At 60.1% G+C, this 13,217-nt stretch carries 13 protein-coding genes; 9 read left to right on the top strand and 4 right to left on the bottom strand.

Translation table 11 applies throughout. The features are described 5' to 3' along the window. Nucleotides 1-93 precede the first annotated feature (93 nt). Genes FHC48_RS14100 through FHC48_RS14080 form a run of 5 tightly spaced genes read left to right on the top strand, consistent with a single transcriptional unit; the run spans nucleotide 94 to nucleotide 4,767 of the window. On the top strand, nucleotides 94-906 hold the full coding sequence (locus FHC48_RS14100; protein WP_008502979.1) for an ABC transporter ATP-binding protein: 813 nt from the start codon (nucleotides 94-96) through the stop codon (nucleotides 904-906). Continuing rightward, nucleotides 903-1,886, top strand: a complete 984-nt coding sequence (locus tag FHC48_RS14095; protein ID WP_059364651.1) for an iron ABC transporter permease — start codon at nucleotides 903-905, stop codon at nucleotides 1,884-1,886. Before FHC48_RS14100 ends, FHC48_RS14095 begins: the two co-directional genes overlap by 4 nt. Beyond that, nucleotides 1,883-2,923: an iron ABC transporter permease gene (locus FHC48_RS14090; RefSeq protein WP_069598783.1), complete on the top strand. Its 1,041-nt coding sequence runs from the start codon at nucleotides 1,883-1,885 to the stop codon at nucleotides 2,921-2,923. Before FHC48_RS14095 ends, FHC48_RS14090 begins: the two co-directional genes overlap by 4 nt. Before the next feature lie 9 nt (nucleotides 2,924-2,932). Beyond that, nucleotides 2,933-3,883 (top strand): iron-siderophore ABC transporter substrate-binding protein, encoded by a 951-nt coding sequence (locus tag FHC48_RS14085; protein WP_063617876.1) that lies wholly within the window; start codon nucleotides 2,933-2,935, stop codon nucleotides 3,881-3,883. After that, a complete protein-coding gene (locus FHC48_RS14080; RefSeq protein ID WP_021242303.1) occupies nucleotides 3,880-4,767 on the top strand; it encodes a MurR/RpiR family transcriptional regulator in 888 nt (295 codons plus the stop codon). The genes FHC48_RS14085 and FHC48_RS14080 overlap by 4 nt, the downstream gene beginning before the upstream one ends. Before the next feature lie 96 nt (nucleotides 4,768-4,863). Here the strand turns inward: FHC48_RS14080 and FHC48_RS14075 are convergent, their stop codons facing one another. The 4 genes from FHC48_RS14075 to qseB form a co-directional block, all read right to left on the bottom strand. Then, the gene (locus FHC48_RS14075) at nucleotides 4,864-5,178 is read right to left on the bottom strand and encodes a putative quinol monooxygenase (protein WP_008502984.1); all 315 of its coding nucleotides are present in this window, start codon (nucleotides 5,176-5,178) and stop codon (nucleotides 4,864-4,866) included. A 31-nt stretch (nucleotides 5,179-5,209) separates the two neighbouring features. Further along, nucleotides 5,210-5,791, bottom strand: a complete 582-nt coding sequence (locus FHC48_RS14070; protein WP_014833281.1) for an NAD(P)H-dependent oxidoreductase — start codon at nucleotides 5,789-5,791, stop codon at nucleotides 5,210-5,212. A gap of 105 nt (nucleotides 5,792-5,896) precedes the next feature. Continuing rightward, nucleotides 5,897-7,246 carry a quorum sensing histidine kinase QseC gene (gene qseC, locus FHC48_RS14065; protein WP_059364647.1) on the bottom strand — a complete coding sequence of 450 codons (1,350 nt, stop codon included), beginning with the start codon at nucleotides 7,244-7,246 and terminating at the stop codon, nucleotides 5,897-5,899. Then, on the bottom strand, nucleotides 7,243-7,902 hold the full coding sequence (gene qseB, locus FHC48_RS14060; protein WP_023294563.1) for a quorum sensing response regulator transcription factor QseB: 660 nt from the start codon (nucleotides 7,900-7,902) through the stop codon (nucleotides 7,243-7,245). The genes qseC and qseB overlap by 4 nt, the downstream gene beginning before the upstream one ends. 138 nt (nucleotides 7,903-8,040) lie before the next feature. Here qseB and FHC48_RS14055 point away from each other — a divergent pair, with 138 nt between their 5' ends. From FHC48_RS14055 to ftsP, 4 genes are all read left to right on the top strand, one after another. After that, on the top strand, nucleotides 8,041-8,442 hold the full coding sequence (locus FHC48_RS14055) for a YgiW/YdeI family stress tolerance OB fold protein (RefSeq protein ID WP_059364645.1): 402 nt from the start codon (nucleotides 8,041-8,043) through the stop codon (nucleotides 8,440-8,442). Between the two features lie 118 nt (nucleotides 8,443-8,560). Then, entirely contained in the window at nucleotides 8,561-10,819 is a 2,259-nt protein-coding gene (parC, locus tag FHC48_RS14050) for a DNA topoisomerase IV subunit A (protein ID WP_045334453.1), read from the top strand. Between the two features lie 163 nt (nucleotides 10,820-10,982). Next, nucleotides 10,983-11,720, top strand: a complete 738-nt coding sequence (gene plsC, locus FHC48_RS14045) for a 1-acylglycerol-3-phosphate O-acyltransferase (protein ID WP_008502990.1) — start codon at nucleotides 10,983-10,985, stop codon at nucleotides 11,718-11,720. A gap of 58 nt (nucleotides 11,721-11,778) precedes the next feature. Then, nucleotides 11,779-13,191, top strand: coding sequence for a cell division protein FtsP (gene ftsP, locus FHC48_RS14040; protein WP_044597640.1), 1,413 nt, complete (start codon nucleotides 11,779-11,781; stop codon nucleotides 13,189-13,191). The last annotated feature ends 26 nt before the right edge of the window (nucleotides 13,192-13,217 follow it).

Genomic DNA, 13,217 nt, shown 5'->3' with positions numbered 1-13,217 from the left:
TCTCTTGACTACTACATGGAGTGGCGTCAAACTCTCAAAAGAGAATGATTTTTATTTATATTTGTTGCGCTTTTTTATTACGTTGGCGTTCACGTGGCTCACAACACAAAACAACCGGGACTGGTTCTGGAGAACCTCTCTGCGGGCTATCAGAAAAAAATCATCGTTGATGATATCTCCCTTGCCATCCCTCAGCAGAAAATGACGGTGCTGGTAGGGGCGAACGGCTGTGGGAAATCCACGCTGTTGAGCACTATCGCGCGGCTGCTGCAGCCGCTTGGGGGAACCGCGCTGCTGGACGGTAAAGCCATTCACGAGCAGCCGACCAAAGCCGTCGCCCGCCAGCTTGGTATTCTCCCGCAGTCCCCGCTGCTCCCGGAAGGGTTAACCGTTTTTGAGCTGGTCTCGCGCGGGCGCTTTCCCTGGCAAAACGTTATGCGCCAGTGGAGCGACGAGGACGAACTGGCGGTGGAAGAGGCCCTGCGCCTGACCGGCACGGCAGCGTTTGCCCATATGCCGGTGGAAAGCTTATCCGGCGGCCAGCGTCAGCGCTGCTGGATCGCCATGGCGCTGGCGCAGCAAACGCCGTATATCCTGCTGGATGAACCCACCACGTTCCTCGATCTTCGCTACCAGGTGGAGATCCTGGAACTGCTGCACGCCCTGACCCGCCAGCACGGGCGTACCGTCGTGGTGGTGCTGCACGATCTCAACTTTGCCGTGAACTACGGTGATTCCCTGGTCTTTTTACGCCAGGGAAAAGTCGAGGGAGTGTTACATGAAGGCGACGCCTGCACGCCGGAGCTGATCAAAGCGGTGTTTGATGTGGACGTGCATATGTCCATCAACCCCTTGACCGGCAAACCGTTCTTTATGCCGTTTCGCCAGAGCATTCAGAAGCCATGATGCGCATCTCTCTGGCTTTCCTGATTTTCACCCTGCTGTTGGCAATGGGGGCGATTGCTCATCTGGGGATCGGTGCACGCTTTATCGCCCCGCAAACGGTAGTGGAGGCATTCTTTCATTTCGACCCGCGCAATTTCGACCATAACATCATCATCAGACTACGACTGCTGCGCCTCTGCGCCGCGATGGTGACAGGCGCCGCGCTCGGTGTGGCGGGCGTGCTGCTGCAGTCCGTGATCCGCAACCCGCTCGGTGAGCCGCATATTCTGGGGCTCAACGCCGGGGCAGCGCTGGCTGTGGTGATCGCCAGCGCGCTTGGGCTTTCGCTGCCGTTTGGCCGCCCGCTGATTGCGGCCGCCGGTGCCGCCGCGCTGTTTCTGCTGGTGCTGATGTTCTCCTCGACCGGTCGCATCGGGCTCACGCCGATGAAGGTCACCCTGTGTGGCGTGGCGATGTCGGCATTTGCCTCGTCGATTACCGCCGCGGTGTTAATCCTGGATGAACAGACGCTGCTCTCTCTGCGCACCTGGCTGGCAGGTGATATCGCCGGAGTCAACGCGCAGATGCTCCAGAGCGCCCTGTGGGCTGCAGCAGCCGGTTTTGTTCTTGCTATCGGGTTGTCGCCCTCGCTCAACATGCTGGCGCTGGGCGACAGAATGGCGCAGGGGCTTGGCGTGTCGCTGCTGAAAACCCGCCTCCTTGCCCTGCTGGCCATCGCGCTGCTCTGCGGCGCGGCCGTCTCCCTCGCCGGACCGATTGGCTTTATCGGCCTTGTGGTACCGCAGCTCATTCGCCGTCTGGTGTCGGTCGATTTACGCGCGATGGTGCCGCTGTCGGCCCTCTGCGGTGCGCTGGTGCTGCTGCTGGCGGATATCGCTGCCCGCACGCTGTTTACCCCCTGGGAGCTGGCAACCGGCATCATGACGGCCCTTGTCGGCGCGCCCGTGTTCATCCTTATGGCCTTGAGGATGTTCAAATGAACCGGGCCGGACTCCGCGCGATCCGTGTTGGCCGCCTGTCGGCGCTGGTTCGCCCGAAGGCGCTGGCGTACCTGTCGCTTTTCGCGTTGATGGCGCTAAGCCTGCTGGGCTTTGGCCTGGCGCACGGTTCTCTGCCCATCCCCGCCTCTGCCATCGGGCGCGCGCTGTTTTCGCCTGAAAGTCTGACGGCGGAGACGCGCTACGTCGTGATGGATATCCGCCTGCCGCGCCTGCTGATGGCGGTGCTGTGCGGCGCGATGCTCGGCATGGCGGGGGCGGCGATGCAGTCCATCACCCGCAACGGTCTGGCTGACCCGGGGCTTATCGGCGTGAAGGAGGGCTGTAGCGCGGCGGTACTGCTGCTGATTTTTCAGTTCCCGGCGCTGAGCCTGGCCTGGCGTCCGCTGGTTGGCATGGCCGGTGGGCTGCTCACCGCGCTGCTGGTGATAGCTCTGGCGCGCGATATCTCGCGCCCGCGGTTTATTTTGATCGGCATCGGCGTGTCGTGGGCGTTTGCCGCGGCAATGGGCGTCTTTATGACCACCGCCGACGTGCGCGACGTGCAGACGGCGATGCTGTGGCTGGCGGGCAGCCTGCACGCGGCAAACTGGACGCTGGTAGGGCTGGCCGCGCTCTGGGCTGCCCCCGCGTTTGCGCTGCTGCTCTTTACCGCGCGGGCAGCGGACGTGGCGCTGCTCGGCAATCAGGCCGCCGCGGGCCTTGGCGTGCGCACAACCCGGCTGGCGCTGCTGCGGGTTCTCGCCCCGGTAGTGCTGACGGCGGCCTGCGTCTCCTGCGTGGGCAGCATTGGCTTTGTGGGGCTGATTGCCCCGCATATGGCGCGCCTGCTGCTGCGCGGTGGTCAGACCGCGCTCCTGACGGGAAGCGCCGTGCTGGGCGCGCTGCTGGTGCTGCTGGCGGATAACGTCGGACGTCTGGCATTCCTCCCGCTGCAGCTGCCGGCGGGAATTGTCATTTCATTGATTGGCGGACCGTTTTTCCTGCTGCTGCTCTGGCAGCGTCGGGACAGATTTTAGGGGATTATGATGCGCGTACTGTTTTCGATGCTGTTGCTGGTGGGGTTCGCGGTGAGCGCGGCGGAGCCGACGCAGGTCTTTACCGACGATCTGAACCGCAAGGTGGTGGTGCCGGTGCACCCGAAACGGATTGTCTCCTTACACGATCTGGACATCACCATTCCACTGATTGAGCTTGGCGTGCCGCCGGTGGCGAGCCATGGCCGCACGCGGCCTGACGGCAGCCATTTTCTGCGCTCCAGCGGCATGTTAACCGGCGTCGACTTCGATAATTCCGATATCAAATTTATCGGCACGGCGGATATCGACATCGAAGCCATCGCCGCCGCCAAACCTGACCTGATCGTTACCGAGCCGACCCGCAACACGCCGGTGGAACAATTAGCGAAAATTGCCCCGACGGTGAGCATCGATCATCTCGACGGCGGCGCGCCGGAAATCTACCGCAAGCTGGCTCAACTGACAGGAACGCAGGCGCGGCTCAAGGTTCTGGAGCGGCGATATCAGGAGCAAATCAAGGCGCTGAAGGCGACCATCGACACGCGCAAAATCACCGTATCGGTGATTCAGGCCAATCAGGGGAAAATCAACGCCATGCACAGCTACCACTCGCTGGGCCGCGTTCTGCGCGACGCCGGATTCAAATTCCCGCCACTGATTGAGTCCATCCCGGAAGGGGGGCGCATCGACGTCAGCGCCGAGCGCCTGCCGGAGCTGGATGCCGATTTCGTCTTTGCTACCTGGCGCGGGGATACGGGCGGTAAACCGCAGGACGAGCTGGCAGCGATGGAGGCGGTGATGCCGGGCTGGTGTCAGTTCCTGACTGCCTGCCGGAGCGGGCATTACGTGCTGATCTCGCGTGAAGAGGCGATCTCGAATTCGTTCGCGTCTTTAGGGCTGATGGCCGCGCAGGTGCAGTCACAGATTGCCGGGCGTCCGCTGCCGGAGGCCTCACGGTGATCCGCAAAGAGAAGGGGCGCGTGGATGTCTATGGCGACCGCTTTCGCGCGCGGGCGCATCAGCTGACGCCGCGTCTGCTGCAGGTCGCACGCTATATCCATGACAACCGCGAAGCGGTGATGGAGCAGACCGCCATGGAGATTGCCGCCGTAGTGAAAACCTCGGATGCCACGGTGGTCCGCGCCATACAGGCGCTGGGGTTCGCCGGGCTGCGCGATCTCAAGCAGACGCTGGAGCAGTGGTTTGGCCCGGTGGTCACCTCCAGCGAAAAGATGTCCACCACGGTGAACACGCTCGCCAGCGACGTCAACGCGAGCATTGATTTCGTGCTGGAGGGACATCAGCACACCTGCGAGGTGTTATCCGAGCCCCACAACCGCTACGCGATGGCGCAGGCGGTCTCACTGCTGGCGCAGGCAAGGCAGGTTGCCATATTTGGCATTGGCGCCTCCGGCATTCTGGCCGAGTACACCGCCAGGCTGTTCAGCCGTATGGGGTTACCCGCCACGCCGCTCAACCGTACCGGGATCGGGCTTGCCGAACAGCTGATTGCGCTTCAGCGCGGTGACGTGCTGGTGATGATGGCGCAGAAATCCGCGCACCGGGAAGGGCAAACCACCCTGCGTGAAGCTAAACGTCTGGGCATTCCCACCATCCTGCTGACCAACGCCCTTGATTCGCGTTTCAGTAAGGAGGCCAGCGTGGTGATCCACGTTCCGCGCGGCGGTGAAAAGGGTAAAATCCCGCTCCACGGCACGGTGCTGCTCTGTCTGGAGATGATCATTTTGTCCGTCGCCGCCACCGAACCGCAGCGCGCCATCAAGTCGATGAAGCGCATCAACGAACTCCATCGCGGGTTAAAGCCGGGGAAGAAAAGCAGCTAAAAACAACAAAGCCCGGTGGCGCTAGCGCTTACCGGGCCTACGGTTCAGGTTTTGTTGGCCGGGTAAACGCAGTGCCACCCGGCAAATTCCACGAACTTAAACCCCTTGCTCCAGGATGCGGATGTGGGTTTCCAGCACGTCGCCCTTCACCGCGTCGCTCCACGCTTTCATGTGCGCGGTCTGCAGATGCGCTTCAAGATGCGCGACGGTTTCCCACTGCTCAACCATAATGATCGAGTCCGGCGCGGTCGCCTGGAAGCTGGCGTCAGTGGCAGCATCCACCATCGGCGCGTAGCCGTGGCAGCCTTCTTCTTTCAGTACGGTCGGGATGATTTTCGCGAACTGATCCAGCACCGCCTGGCGGTGATGTTGACCTGGACGAGTACGGATTTCTGCGATAACGGTAAGCATGTTTACTACTCCTTTAATTCCAGGCTACCAGTTAAGCAAAAATTTCCGCGAGATGCTTGCGATATTCTGCGATATAGCGCGGGACATCAGGCATTTTAATCACGTCGTTGACGATAAAGGTCGGCAGCGGATCCATGCCCAGGAACTGATTCGCCTTGTGGAACGGCAGATAAGCACCGTCTACGCCCACGCCTTCGAAGAACTGATCTTTCTCGGTGAAGGCTTCCAGCGGCGCGTTCCAGGTCAGTGACAGCATATATTTTTTGCCCTGAATCAGGCCGCCTGAACCGTATTTTTTGGACGCGTCAGAGCGGGTGCGGCCATCGCTGGCATACAGCGAGCCATGACCTTCCGTGAACACGTCGTCCATGTACTTTTTCACGGTCCACGGCGCGCCCATCCACCAGCCTGGCATCTGCCAGATCACCACGTCAGCCCACAGGAAGTTCTGCACTTCGGCCTTCACGTCGTAGTGGCTGTCTGCACGCACGACCTTAACATCATGCCCGGCGTCGCGCAGGAAACCGTCCGCGACCTCGGTCAGGGTGTCATTCAGCTGGCCTTTAGAGTGCGCAAATTCTTTTGCACCGTTGATAATCAGGATGTTGCTCATTATTTGTCCTCGACGATGAGAGTATGCCGGGTATTCTACGCGCGAGGACGGAGCGGAAAAATGAGCAAAATGTGCAAAGTCTTTTGCTGGAGATGCAATAATCCGCTACCAGCTGACCTTCACCTCAAAGCCGCCTTCCGCCGCATTGCTCAGCGAGACGCGCATCCCGTGCAGCGCGGCAATGCGCCTGACGATAGAGAGCCCCAGCCCGCTGCCCGTGGCGTTCTGGCCCGGTGGACGATAAAAACGCTCGCCGATGCGCGCCAGCACCTCGGGGTCAACGCCGGGACCGTTGTCGCGCACGCTAAAGCTACGCGCGTCCTGCGTCACGTCCACCACGCTGCCGCGCGGACTGTAGCGGATGGCGTTGTCCAGCAGGTTGCGCACCAGCAGGCTGAGCAGCAGGGGCTGCCCCTGACGTTTGACCTGCGGGGCATGGTTGATGAGGCGAATATCAATCCCTGCCTGCTGCGCCGGATGCCAGATATCCAGCACCGCCGACTGAAGTAAATCGGCAAGCGTTATCGGTTCGACATCGTCAAGGTTATCCAGCGAGTCCAGACGCGACAGGGTGAGGAGCTGATCCACCAGCCGCGAAGCGCGGTCGATTCCCGCATGCAGCTGTGCCAGCGCTTTTTCCCGCGCCTGCGGATCGTCCTGCGAGAGCTGCGCCACGTCAGTTTGCACCTTCAGGGCCGCCAGCGGGCTGCGCAGCTCGTGGGCGGCATCGGACGTAAAGCGGCGCTCGCGGGTCATCATCTCCTGGGTACGTGCGAAGAGGTGATTCAGCGCGTCGAGCAGGGGGCGCACTTCCGTGGGCACACCCTGAAGCACAAGCGCATCGGTCGCATCCGGCGAGCGGGAGCGCAGGGTCTGCGCCAGCTTTTTGAGCGGCCTCAGCTCCCGGCTCAGGAGGAGAACCAGCAAGAGCAGCATCACCGGCAGCGCCACCAGCCAGGGCGTGAGCTGCGAGCTGACCACGTCCAGCGCCATATCCTGGCGGTACTCCCACTCCTGACCGACCACCACGCGGTATTTCCCGTCGGGTGAGGTCAGCCACAGGAAACGCCATTCGTCGTTGTCGTCCTGGAGCTGCCCGTTAGCAAACCCGTCGCGGCGATAGTGGTACGGAATATCGCGCCCGTTCTCGCCGTCGTTCAGCAGCATTTTGCCCTCGACGCTGTAAATGGCGAAAGCCAGCGCGTCGTCATCGAGACGGCCATGCTTCACTTTTTTTGGGATCTCGCGCATCCGCTCGGGGGCGCGGATCTCGTCCAGATCCATCGTCAGCAGCCGTTTGGCAAACAGCATCTGCTGCGTGTCAAAGAGCTTATCCAGCTTGTGGGTGGTTTGCTGCCAGGCCACCAGGCTGGCGGCAAACCATGCCGTCAGAGAGAGCGCTAAAAAGAGGAGCGTCAGGCGCAGCTTCAGGCTCAGGCGTTGCGTCAGCTTCATGCGTCACCCAGGGTATAGCCGATGCCGTGCACGGTGCGGATAAACTCGCTGCCAAGCTTGCGGCGCAGATGATGAACGTGGACTTCTACCGCGTTGCTGGAGACGTCGTCGTCCCAGGTATACAGTTTTTCCTCAATCGTCTTGCGAGGGAGCACGCGGCCTGCATTGCGCATCAGCAGTTCCAGCAGCGCGAACTCTTTCGGCTTCAGCGTCAGCGGTTCACCGTCCAGCGTGGCGACGAGACGGGTCGGATCGAGCGTGACCTTGCCGTGGCGTAGCTCGCTATGCGTCTGGCCGTGGCTGCGGCGGACCAGCGCCTCGAGGCGGGCACCCACTTCAATCAGCGCGAACGGCTTGCAGAGATAATCATCCGCGCCAAGACGCAGCCCTTCCACGCGCTGGTTAAGCGCATCCCGCGCGGTCAGGATCAATACCGGCTCGCTGTGCCCGCTTTCGCGCCACGCGCGCAGGATGTCCAGACCGTCGATTTCCGGCAGCGTCAGATCCAGCACCACGGCATCATAGGGTGCAGACGCGAGCGCGGCCTGACCGGTTTTACCGTCGGTAAACCAGTCCACGCTAAAGCCCATTTTGCTTAAACCCGCCCTGATACCGTCGCCGATTAGCGTGTCGTCTTCTACCAGTAAAATGCGCATGTTCCCTCCTTGATGCCGTCAGTAAACCCTCTGTAAGCGCCTGCTGTACAGCAATAATAAATAAATTTTTCCCTTAAGAAGTTGTTAAGGATTACCCTGTTTAATGGACTGCGAAACCAGATTAAAGGGAGAGTTAATATGAAAAAATTCGCTGCCATTGCCGCCATCATGATGATGGCCACTGCCCCCGTTTTTGCTGCGCAGGGCGGATTTAACGGCCCGTCCGCCACGCAAACCCAGACCCAGACGCAGGCAGGCGGTTTTGTCGATAACGACGCCAACCTCACCACCGCGGTGAAGGTGAAAGAGATGAAGGACGACAGCTGGGTGAAGCTGCGCGGGAACATCACCCAGCGCCTGTCCGATGACCGCTACACCTTCCGCGATGAGACCGGCACGGTGAACGTGGAAATTGACCACAAGCGCTGGAACGGCGTGATCGTCACCCCGCTGGATAAAGTGGAAATCCAGGGCAAGGTCGATAAAGAGTGGAACGATTTTGAAATCGACGTGAAGCAGGTCATTAAGCTGAACAAATAACCCGAAAAGGGCCGCATAAGCGGCCCTTTTTCTTTGTGACTCAACTCGTCAGATAGGGTAGTATCTGCGGCAATATTGCCTGAAACCCTTCGGTTTCTGAGTTGAGGAATCACACGTAATGAGCGATATGGCAGAGCGCCTCGCGCTACATGAATTCACGGAAAACGCCTACCTGAACTACTCCATGTACGTCATCATGGACAGGGCGTTGCCGTTTATCGGGGATGGCCTGAAGCCCGTTCAGCGCCGCATCGTGTATGCGATGTCCGAACTGGGGCTGAATGCCACCGCCAAGTTCAAGAAATCCGCCCGTACCGTCGGTGACGTGCTGGGTAAATACCATCCGCACGGCGACAGCGCCTGTTATGAAGCGATGGTGCTGATGGCGCAGCCGTTCTCTTACCGTTACCCGCTGGTGGATGGTCAAGGGAACTGGGGGGCGCCGGACGACCCAAAATCCTTCGCGGCGATGCGTTATACCGAGTCCCGCCTCTCTAAATATGCCGAAGTGCTGCTGGGCGAGCTGGGGCAGGGGACCGTTGACTGGGTACCGAACTTCGACGGTACGCTGCAGGAGCCGAAGATGCTGCCCGCGCGTCTGCCGAACATCCTGCTGAACGGCACCACCGGGATTGCGGTCGGTATGGCGACGGACATTCCGCCGCACAACCTGCGTGAAGTGGCGAAAGCCGCCATCACCCTGATTGAGCAGCCGAAAACCTCGCTCGACGATCTGCTGGATATCGTGCAGGGCCCGGACTTCCCGACCGAAGCTGAGATCATCACCTCGCGTGCGGAAATCCGCAAAATCTACCAGAACGGTCGCGGCTCCGTGCGCATGCGCGCGGTGTGGAATAAAGAAGACGGCGCCGTGGTCATCACCGCGCTGCCGCATCAGGTTTCCGGTGCCAAAGTGCTGGAGCAGATCGCCTCCCAGATGCGCAATAAAAAGCTGCCGATGGTGGACGACCTGCGCGACGAGTCTGACCACGAGAACCCGACCCGTCTGGTGATCGTGCCGCGCTCCAATCGCGTGGACATGGAGCAGGTGATGAATCACCTGTTCGCCACCACCGATCTGGAAAAAAGCTACCGCATAAACCTGAACATGATCGGCCTCGACGGACGCCCGGCGGTGAAAAACCTGCTGGAGATCCTCTCCGAATGGCTGACGTTCCGCCGCGATACGGTACGCCGTCGTCTGAACCATCGTCTGGAGAAAGTGCTTAAGCGCCTGCATATCCTCGAAGGTTTGCTGGTGGCGTTCCTCAATATCGACGAGGTGATTGAGATCATCCGTACCGAGGACGAGCCGAAGCCCGCCCTGATGTCGCGCTTTGGCATCAGCGAAACCCAGGCCGAAGCGATCCTCGAGCTGAAGCTGCGCCATCTCGCCAAACTGGAAGAGATGAAGATCCGCGGCGAGCAGAACGAGCTGGAAAAAGAGCGCGATCAGCTGCAGGCGATCCTCGCGTCCGAACGCAAGATGAACACCCTGCTGAAGAAAGAGCTGCAGGCTGATGCCGACGCGTTTGGTGACGACCGTCGTTCTCCGCTGCACGAGCGCGAAGAAGCGAAGGCGATGAACGAGCACGACATGCAGCCGTCCGAGCCGGTGACCATTGTCCTGTCGCAGAGCGGCTGGGTGCGCAGCGCCAAAGGCCACGATATCGACGCGCCGGGGCTCAGCTACAAAGCGGGCGACAGCTTTAAAGCGGCGGTGAAAGGCAAGAGCAACCAGCCGGTGGCGTTTATCGACTCCACCGGTCGCAGCTATGCCATTGACCCGATCACGCTGCCTTCCGCACGCGGGCAGGGCGAGCCGCTTACAGGTAAGCTGACGCTGCCGCCGGGCGCGACGGTTGACCATATGCTGATGGAAGCCGATGACCAGAAGCTGCTGCTGGCGTCTGACGCGGGCTACGGTTTTATCTGTACCTTCAACGATCTGGTTTCCCGCAACCGTGCCGGTAAGGCGCTGATTAGCCTGCCGGACAACGCTCACGTAATGGCACCGCTGGTGATCGAGAACGAAAGCGACATGCTGCTGGCGATCACCACCGCTGGACGTATGCTGATGTTCCCGGTCAGCGATCTGCCGGAGCTGTCAAAAGGCAAGGGCAACAAGATCATCAACATCCCGTCGGCGGAGGCCGCGAAAGGCGAAGATGGCCTGGCGCACCTCTTCCTGCTGCCGCCGCAGAGCACGCTGACCATTCACGTCGGCAAGCGCAAAATCAAGCTTCGTCCGGAAGAGCTGCAGAAGGTGGTGGGCGAGCGCGGTCGCCGCGGCTCGCTGATGCGCGGCCTGCAGCGTATCGACCGCGTGGAGATTGACTCTCCTGCACGCAGCGCGGCGGGTGACAGCGAAGAGTAATGTCATGATATCCCCCTCTGTCCGGAGGGGGAATTTCAATAAAATTTCCCGTAAAATCGTTGTTAATTCGTGCGTTGCGATTAACAATACGCGCTCGTAATAAAGTCCTTACCTGGCCACAGGTGAAGTATAATTGTCAGCTGTCAGGGCTTCAGAGGTCGCTATGCTATATATTGTTCGTCTTATTCTTACCGTTATCTACTGTATTCTGGTCTGTATTTTCGGCTCTATTTATTGCCTGTTCAGCCCGCGTAATCCGAAGCATGTCGCCACCTTTGGCCATATGTTCGGGCGTCTTGCGCCGCTGTTTGGTCTGAAAGTTGAAAAACGCCTGCCGGAAGGAGCGGAGAATTTCGGTAACGCCATCTATATCGCCAACCATCAGAACAACTACGATATGGTGACGGCCTCCAATATCGTGCTTCCACCGACCGTGACGGTGGGCAAAAAAAGCCTGCTGTGGATCCCGTTTTTTGGTCAGCTGTACTGGCTTACCGGTAACCTGTTGATTGACCGTAATAACCGTGCAAAAGCGCACGGCACCATTGCAGAAGTGGTGAATCATTTTAAAAAGCGCAGGATCTCAATCTGGATGTTCCCGGAAGGGACGCGCAGCCGCGGCCGCGGCCTGCTGCCGTTTAAAACCGGTGCGTTTCATGCCGCAATTGCGGCAGGTGTTCCAATTATTCCTGTGTGCGTTTCCAATACTTCGAATAAGATTAATCTTAACCGCCTGAATAACGGGCTGGTGATTGTCGAAATGCTGCCACCCGTCGATACCAGCAAATACGGTAAAGATCAGGTGCGCGAGCTGGCAGCGCACTGCCGTGATCTGATGGCTGAGCATATTGCGCTGCTCGACAAAGAAGTCGCAGAGAGAGAAGCCGCCGGTAAGATCTAACCCGGCGTTGAAGGGAAAACGAATTCCCGCGTTGTTAGTCGTTTCAGATGGAGCTTATATGTCACTCAGTCGGCGTCAGTTTATTCAGGCTTCGGGGATCGCCCTTTGTGCGGGTGCGATGCCGCTGAAAGCCAGCGCCGCCGGGCAGCAACAGCCGCTGCCTATTCCGCCACTCATTGAATCCCGTCGCGGCCAGCCGCTTTTCCTGACGCTGCAGCGCAGCCACTGGTCCTTTACCCAGGGGACGCGTGCGCCGGTCTGGGGCATTAACGGACGTTACCTTGGGCCGACCATACGCGTGTGGAATGGCGATGACGTAAAGCTCATCTACAGTAACCGTACCCCTGAAAATGTCGCCATGACCATCAGCGGCCTGCAGGTGCCTGGCCCGCTGATTGGCGGCGCGGCGCGCATGATGTCACCCAGCGCCGACTGGGCGCCCGTTCTGCCGATTCGCCAGAGCGCGGCAACCCTGTGGTATCACGCCAACACCCCTAACCGCACGGCGCAGCAGGTCTATAACGGCCTGGCCGGCATGTGGCTGGTGGAAGATGAAGTCAGCAAATCCCTGCCGATCCCGAACCACTACGGCGTGGATGACTTCCCGATTATCATCCAGGACAAACGTCTGGATAATTTCGGTACGCCGGAATACAGCGAACCGGGGAGCGGTGGCTTCGTTGGCGATACGCTGCTGGTTAACGGCGCGCAGAGCCCGTATGTCGAAGTGTCCCGTGGCTGGGTGCGCCTGCGCCTGCTCAACGCGTCTAACTCGCGCCGCTATCAGCTGCAAATGAGCGATGGCCGTCCGCTGCACGTCATCTCCGGCGATCAGGGTTTTTTACCGGCACCGGTGTCCGTCAAACAGCTGGCGCTCGCGCCGGGTGAGCGTCGCGAAATTCTCATTGATATGACCAACGGGGATGAAGTCTCTGTGACCTGCGGCGAAGCGGCAAGCATTGTTGACCGTATTCGCGGGTTCTTTGAACCGTCGAGCATTCTTGTCTCGACCCTGGTGCTGACCCTGCGTCCAACCGGCCTGCTGCCGCTGGTGACCGATAGCCTGCCCATGCGTCTGCTGCCGCAGGAGATCATGAGCGGCTCGCCGGTGCGCAGCCGTGATATCAGCCTGGGCGACGATCCGGGCATCAACGGTGCGCTGTGGGACGTCAACCGCATCGACATTACCGCGCAGCAGGGCACCTGGGAGCGCTGGACGGTGCGTTCAGATATGCCGCAGTCCTTCCATATTGAAGGGGTAAGCTTCCTGATCCGCAACGTTAACGGCGCGATGCCGTTCCCGGAAGATCGCGGCTGGAAAGACACCGTCTGGGTGGACGGTCAGGTTGAACTGCTCGTCTACTACGGCCAGCCTTCGTGGCCGCACTTCCCGTTCCTGTTCCACAGCCAGACGCTGGAGATGATGGACAGGGGCTCCGTAGGGCAGATGCTGATCAACCCCGCGCCATAACCTCTGACATTCCCGGTTCGCCGGGA

This window comes from Enterobacter sp. EC_50 (genome assembly GCF_019584525.1).
In the GTDB taxonomy this organism is placed as follows: domain Bacteria; phylum Pseudomonadota; class Gammaproteobacteria; order Enterobacterales; family Enterobacteriaceae; genus Enterobacter; species Enterobacter roggenkampii.
The sequence above is the reverse complement of the archived record's forward strand: the minus strand, read 5'-3'. Positions and strand labels throughout refer to the sequence as shown.

Coding starts and splice junctions, on each gene's coding strand:
- FHC48_RS14095 (WP_059364651.1), top strand. CDS start 903: ATGATGCGCATCTCTCTGGCTTTCCTGATTTTCACCCTGCTGTTGGCA.
- FHC48_RS14090 (WP_069598783.1), top strand. CDS start 1,883: ATGAACCGGGCCGGACTCCGCGCGATCCGTGTTGGCCGCCTGTCGGCG.
- FHC48_RS14085 (WP_063617876.1), top strand. CDS start 2,933: ATGCGCGTACTGTTTTCGATGCTGTTGCTGGTGGGGTTCGCGGTGAGC.
- FHC48_RS14075 (WP_008502984.1), bottom strand. CDS start 5,178: ATGCTTACCGTTATCGCAGAAATCCGTACTCGTCCAGGTCAACATCAC.
- FHC48_RS14070 (WP_014833281.1), bottom strand. CDS start 5,791: ATGAGCAACATCCTGATTATCAACGGTGCAAAAGAATTTGCGCACTCT.
- qseC (WP_059364647.1), bottom strand. CDS start 7,246: ATGAAGCTGACGCAACGCCTGAGCCTGAAGCTGCGCCTGACGCTCCTC.
- qseB (WP_023294563.1), bottom strand. CDS start 7,902: ATGCGCATTTTACTGGTAGAAGACGACACGCTAATCGGCGACGGTATC.
- FHC48_RS14055 (WP_059364645.1), top strand. CDS start 8,041: ATGAAAAAATTCGCTGCCATTGCCGCCATCATGATGATGGCCACTGCC.
- parC (WP_045334453.1), top strand. CDS start 8,561: ATGAGCGATATGGCAGAGCGCCTCGCGCTACATGAATTCACGGAAAAC.
- plsC (WP_008502990.1), top strand. CDS start 10,983: ATGCTATATATTGTTCGTCTTATTCTTACCGTTATCTACTGTATTCTG.
- ftsP (WP_044597640.1), top strand. CDS start 11,779: ATGTCACTCAGTCGGCGTCAGTTTATTCAGGCTTCGGGGATCGCCCTT.